The sequence below is a fragment of the Micromonospora foliorum genome (assembly GCF_022229015.1).
GTDB lineage: Bacteria > Actinomycetota > Actinomycetes > Mycobacteriales > Micromonosporaceae > Micromonospora > Micromonospora foliorum.
The window spans coordinates 1-5,148 of record NZ_JAKKFF010000337.1 but is presented as its reverse complement, the minus strand read 5'-3'; the positions used below and the strand labels follow the sequence as shown (position 1 = coordinate 5,148).

The 5,148-nt window shown below is 73.1% G+C and carries 6 protein-coding genes and 1 pseudogene; 2 read left to right on the top strand and 5 right to left on the bottom strand.

All coding sequences use genetic code 11. The features are described 5' to 3' along the window. Positions 1-585 (bottom strand): annotated as a pseudogene (locus tag PSH25_RS23385) (pentapeptide repeat-containing protein); the annotation flags it as partial. Between the two features lie 36 nt (positions 586-621). Continuing rightward, positions 622-1,719, bottom strand: coding sequence for a DUF5919 domain-containing protein (locus tag PSH25_RS23380; protein ID WP_238661113.1), 1,098 nt, complete (start codon positions 1,717-1,719; stop codon positions 622-624). A 180-nt stretch (positions 1,720-1,899) separates the two neighbouring features. Here PSH25_RS23380 and PSH25_RS23375 point away from each other — a divergent pair, with 180 nt between their 5' ends. Next, positions 1,900-2,508 carry a hypothetical protein gene (locus tag PSH25_RS23375; RefSeq protein ID WP_238661112.1) on the top strand — a complete coding sequence of 203 codons (609 nt, stop codon included), beginning with the start codon at positions 1,900-1,902 and terminating at the stop codon, positions 2,506-2,508. 19 nt (positions 2,509-2,527) lie between these two features. Here PSH25_RS23375 and PSH25_RS23370 read toward each other — a convergent pair whose 3' ends face one another. The 3 genes from PSH25_RS23370 to PSH25_RS23360 all read right to left on the bottom strand — a co-directional run bounded on the left by PSH25_RS23370 (position 2,528) and on the right by PSH25_RS23360 (position 4,779). Continuing rightward, positions 2,528-3,334, bottom strand: a complete 807-nt coding sequence (locus PSH25_RS23370) for an SDR family oxidoreductase (RefSeq protein ID WP_238661111.1) — start codon at positions 3,332-3,334, stop codon at positions 2,528-2,530. Positions 3,335-3,419: 85 nt separating this feature from the next. Further along, positions 3,420-4,160: a B3/B4 domain-containing protein gene (locus tag PSH25_RS23365; RefSeq protein WP_238661110.1), complete on the bottom strand. Its 741-nt coding sequence runs from the start codon at positions 4,158-4,160 to the stop codon at positions 3,420-3,422. 7 nt (positions 4,161-4,167) lie between these two features. Further along, complete coding sequence (locus PSH25_RS23360; RefSeq protein WP_238661109.1) at positions 4,168-4,779, bottom strand: LysE family translocator; 612 nt, start codon at positions 4,777-4,779, stop codon at positions 4,168-4,170. A 62-nt stretch (positions 4,780-4,841) separates the two neighbouring features. Here PSH25_RS23360 and PSH25_RS23355 point away from each other — a divergent pair. Next, positions 4,842-5,148: GntR family transcriptional regulator (locus tag PSH25_RS23355; RefSeq protein ID WP_238661108.1), on the top strand; the 307-nt coding region annotated here is incomplete at its 3' end.

Below are 5,148 nucleotides of genomic sequence, written 5' to 3'. Positions count from 1 at the left end.
GTCGGCGCCGCCGGGGGCGCGGGCCGCGTCGCTGGCCCGGGACAGCAGCGGGTTGACCCGGTCCCGCTGGCCGGCGACGTCCACCGCGCGAAGCTGCGCCGGGTCACCCTCGGTGAGCGTCAACGTCTCGGCGCGGGCGCGTTCCAGCTCGGCGCGCAGGTCGGCCGGCGGGCGCAGCGCCACCGCCTCGGTCAGGTACCAGAGCAGTTCGTGCAGCGGTCGTAGCACCGCGAACGCCTCCGCCATCGCCGGCAACGTCTCGGGCGCGTCCCGCCAGTCCCGCCCGCCGAAGGTCACCTGGGCGACCTGCTGCCCGGCACCGAAGCAGTCGAACACCGTGCAGCAGGGAAACCCGCGCTGCCGCAGCTCGGTGTGGATGCCGCAGCGGTGGTCGGGGCGCAGGTTGGGGCAGGGCGAGCCGGCCGGCTTGTCGATGGCGAAGTCCGCCGACGCGGCGAAGGCGGGCACCACGCAGCACAGCCCGAAGCAGCGTCCGCAGTCGGCGCGCAGCTGCGCCGCCCCGGACGGCGGTGTGGTGCGGTGCGACACGCCTACGGCCCTCCCGTCGATCAGGACGGACACCATTGTTTCCGGTGCCGACCCGACCGGTCCGGTCGGGGGTCACCGTGCGTGCGTGTCACCGGCCGTCGCGGGGCGGGGCGCCGGGGTACGAGCATCACCCGGCGGCGGAACCAGTCGGTAGAGCTCCCGCTCTCCGTCGCCATGCCCGTACTTCTGGTCGAAGTGCCGTTTCACCGTGGCGACCGGGGTGCGGTCCCCGTCGGCGGGCTCGGCCAGCGCGAACACCGCAGGGGGTGCCCCGTGCGCGCGGGGCGGCAGCACGGCCCGCACCGTCACCGCCCCGGTCACCCGGAAGTCGCGGCAGTCGACGTAGTGCTGCCCGTCCACCGTCACGTACGGCACGCGTACCTCGACCACGTCCGACTCGTCGTGGCGCAGCGTGACCGTGACCGACCAGTACCGCTCCAGGTCGAGGGTGGCCTGCTCGTGCTCCCACAGCTCCTCGAACCGGGCGTGCACGAACCCGCCCCACGGGCTGTCCATGTCCACCTCGAGCTGCGGCACGTTGAACGACAACTTCCCGATCGGGAAGAACGAGATCAGCGCCCGCCCGTCCCACTGGTAGAGCTGGATCGACGGGGACGCGTCGTAGAGCCGCACCTGCAGGCGGTGCCGCAGCCGCGAGTCGAGCGCGTCGGTGAACGCGGCCAGGTGGCGCAGGTTGGTGCGGATCTGCCGGGGCACGTCCACCCGTTGCCGTTCCAGCTCCTCGGAGCGTTGCTGGGCGGCGGTGCAGTCGGGGTCGAGCAGGAGCAACTGCACCTGGGCGCCGTTGGCGAGCGCCGCTCGCACCGCGCTCAGGGTCTCCTCGCGGTGCCGTTGCTCCAGCAGGATCGTCCAGGTGTCGAGGATGCGCACCCGCCGACCGGAGCGGTGCAGCCGCGTCACGAACGCCTGCTGGTCGAAGCTGAGGTGCTCCTGCACCCGCGCCTTGCGGGCCTCCTCGAACATCGGGTCGAAGATGACGTACGAGATGGCCGCGAGGACGACGCTGGCCCCGAGGTTGAGCAGGAGGTCGCTGAGGAAGCCGGTGCTGCGCCAGGCGGCCAGCAGCATGACGACGGCGACCGCGAACAGTGCCCCACCGACGATGAAGGCGCGTCGTTGCCGCCCGCCCCGACCAGCCCACCCGGGCATCCGGTCCCCTTCCGCCGTCGGTCGGCCCCACCGCCGCTTGCTGATCACCGGAGTTCGGAGGATACGTGCCCGCTTTGCTGGGCGCTGTCCCTTCTCCGAGCGGCTGGTTCGCCTCTCGGACCTGCCGCACCGCTCATAGGGTGACGGTAACGGAGTCGTGCGACCACAGAGGGTGGCGGGGTGGACGAGAGCGAACGCGAGCAGGCGCTTCTCACCGTCCTGACCACCGAGCACTACGCGTTGCAGACGTCCCGCGCCGGCACCATCGCCGAGGCCACCGGCCGCGCCACCATCTTCCTGTCCGTGCTGTCGGCGGCGCTGATCGGCCTCGGCTTCGTCGCCAGCAACGACAAGCTGGTCCGGCCGTACCTGGCCGCGGTGCTGCCGACGCTTGTCATCATCGGGGTGCTGACGTTTCTGCGGCTGGTGGAGACCACCGTGGAGAACTCGTTGGACCTGCGGCGGATCCAGCGCATCCGGGCCTACTACCAACACCAGCTCGCCGGCGAGCACGACTTCTTCGCCGACGCGGTGGTGGCCGAGGACGCCATGACAACGGCCTGGAACCTGGTCGGCACGCGGCCGGGGCGGTGGGAGTTCCTGCTGACCACGGCCGCGCTCGTGGGCGCGGTCAACGCGGTACTGGGCGGGCTCGGCATCGCTCTGGTGGTCACGACCGTCGGGGGCGGGGGCGAGGTGACGGTCCTGGTCGGCGTGCTGGTCGCGGTGGTGGCGTTCGGTGTGCAGTTCGCGTACATCGTCCGGGCGTCGGCCGCGCCGATGCGCTGATGACGCCCGCCGGTGCTGGTCAGACCGAACGCCAGTCGTCGTTCGTCAACGCCGCGGCCTGGGGCCCCATCAGCAACATGCCTCCGTCGACCGGCCAGGACGCGCCGGTGACGTAGCTGGCGGCGGGGGAGGCGAGCAACGCGACCACGGCGGCCACCTCCCGGGCGTCGCCGGGCCGCCCCAGCGGCACGCCGGGCCGTTCCTGGGTGAACGGGTCGACATCCTCCTGACCGGTCATCGGCGTGGCGATCTCGCCCGGGGCGACGGCGTTGACGGTGATCCCGTCGGCGGCCAACTCCTGGGCCATCACCCGGGTCAGCAGCCCGAGCCCGCCCTTCGCGGCGCAGTACGCGGCGGAGCCCACCCGGGGCGCGTGCTCGTGCACGCTGGTGATGTTGATGATCCGCCCGCCGGCGCCGGTGGCCCGCATCCGTCGCGCGGCCCGCTGGGCGCACAGGAAGGGCGCGTCCAGGTCGACGGCGAGCACCTCGCGCCACTGCTCCCACCCGGTGTCGACGAACGGCGTCGAGCCCCCGGTGCCGGCGTTGTTGACAAGCACCCCGATGCCGCCCAGCCGGTCGGCCAACTCGTCCACCACCGCCGCCGCGTCCGGCAGTCGGGTCAGGTCCACCTCGACGACCTCGCAGCGCCGACCCGTCGCGCGGACCTCGGTGGCCGTCCGCTCGGCGCCGTCGGGGTCGCCGTACCAGGTGATGCCGATCTCGAAGCCGGCCGTGGCCAGCGCCACCGCGCAGGCCTTGCCGATGCCGGAGTCCGCGCCGGTGACGACGGCGATCCGGGGGTAGCTCTCGTATCGCTGTGGCATGCTGCCGCACTACCCCGGCAGGGCCGGCCCAATCGCCACCGGGACGACGACTGGTCTGTCGACGGCGTACCGTCCCCGGCTACCGTCACCTGATGCCCGGCGAGACCGCCTGACCCCTGTCGTCACCGGCCGTCGGGGTGCGGAAACGGGGCGCGGCGGCGGTGAGCACCGCGGCGGCCGTCGGGGCGGACCACCCGTCGGTCAGCTCCGCCACGAGGTCGGCGACCAGCCGGGTCACGGCCGGCTCGCCACCCGGGTGCAGCGCCTCGGCGACGATCAGCACCGACGAGGTGCCCGCCCGCACGGCCGACCAGCCGCTCTGCCGGTTCGTCCACCGTCGCGCGTGCGCCCGCCCGGCGGAGTCGACGAAGGTCACCTCGCCCGGCTCGGGATGCTCGGTGTCGCCCGCGAAACTCAGGTACGCCTCGTCGCCGTGTGCCGGCCGGACCACCAGGTCGCCGTCGACCCGGTCCAGGTCGAGCACCGCTACCGGGATGGCGTACGCGGCCGAGACGGCGTTGCAGAGATCGACGAGCGGGTGCACCCGGGGCAGTTCGCCGTCCAGGCGCAGCCGGCGCAGCAGCGCCTCGGCGGCGCACCGGTACTTGGTGGGCCGCAGCCCCATCGCCGCGTACGCCCGCCGCCACGCCTGGATCTCCGGGAACCCGCTCTCGGCCCCGCCGGCCAACCGCCGCCGCGCGTCGGCGAGATGATCGGCCGTGCGGGCCGTCACGTCGGCGGTGGCGGTGATCCCGGCGGCCTGCACTACACCGGCGACCAGGTCGGGGTACGCGTCGTGAAGCTGCGGAGAGTGTTCGAACTGCACTGTGGTCCTATCGTTCGGTGAGGGCGAGGGTCACGCCGAGCGCGACGAACGTGCCGGCGGCGGATCGGCGCAGCCAGTCGCTGACCCGGGGTCGGGTCAGCACCCGGTCGCGTACCCGGGCCGCGAAGATGCCGTAGCCGCTAAACACCACGAAGGTGAGCAGCATGAACACCGCGCCGCAGCCGAGCATCGCCCGGGTCGAGCCCGGTGCCGTGGTGTCCACGAACTGCGGCAGGAACGCGACGAAGAACATCGTCGGCTTCGGGTTGAGCAGGTTGACCAGCACCCCGGACACGATCACCCGGATCGCCGAGCGGGGTGGGGCGTCGGTGGTCACCGCGAAGGCGTCGCGGTCCCGCGCCATGGACCAGGCCAGGTAGAGCAGGTAGCCGACGCCGAGGTAGCGGACGGTCTCGAACGCCGCGGCGCTGGTCTGCATCAGCGCGGCCAGCCCGGTCATCGCGGCCAGCAGGTGCGGCAACGTGCCCAGCGTGCAGGCGAACGCGGCCAGCACGCCGGCCCGCGCACCCCGCGACAAGCCGGCGGAGAGCGTGAAGATGACCCCGGTGCCGGGGGTGACCACCACGACCAGCGTGGTGAGCAGGAACGGGATGGTCACGATCGTCCTCCGGCGCGATTGGCAGGTCTGGCTCCTGCTCACTCTGCTGCCACAATGGCCCGATGGGCAGAGCCAAACCGACGGCGTCCGAGGGGTCCATATCAGCCGGCTCCGACTTCCTGCACCTGACCATCACCGACGCGGCCCCGGGCGGGCGTGCCGACTGGCTGACCGACCGGCTGCGGCAGGCCATCGCCGAGGGTCGGGTGCCGGTCGGTGACCGACTGCCCCCGACCCGGGTGCTCGCCGCCGACCTCGGCGTCTCCCGGGGGGTGGTCACCGAGGCGTACCAGCGCCTGACCGAGGAGGGGCACCTCGCCGGTCGGGGCCGGGCCGGCACCGTGGTCGTCGCCGCGCCGGCCGCGCCCA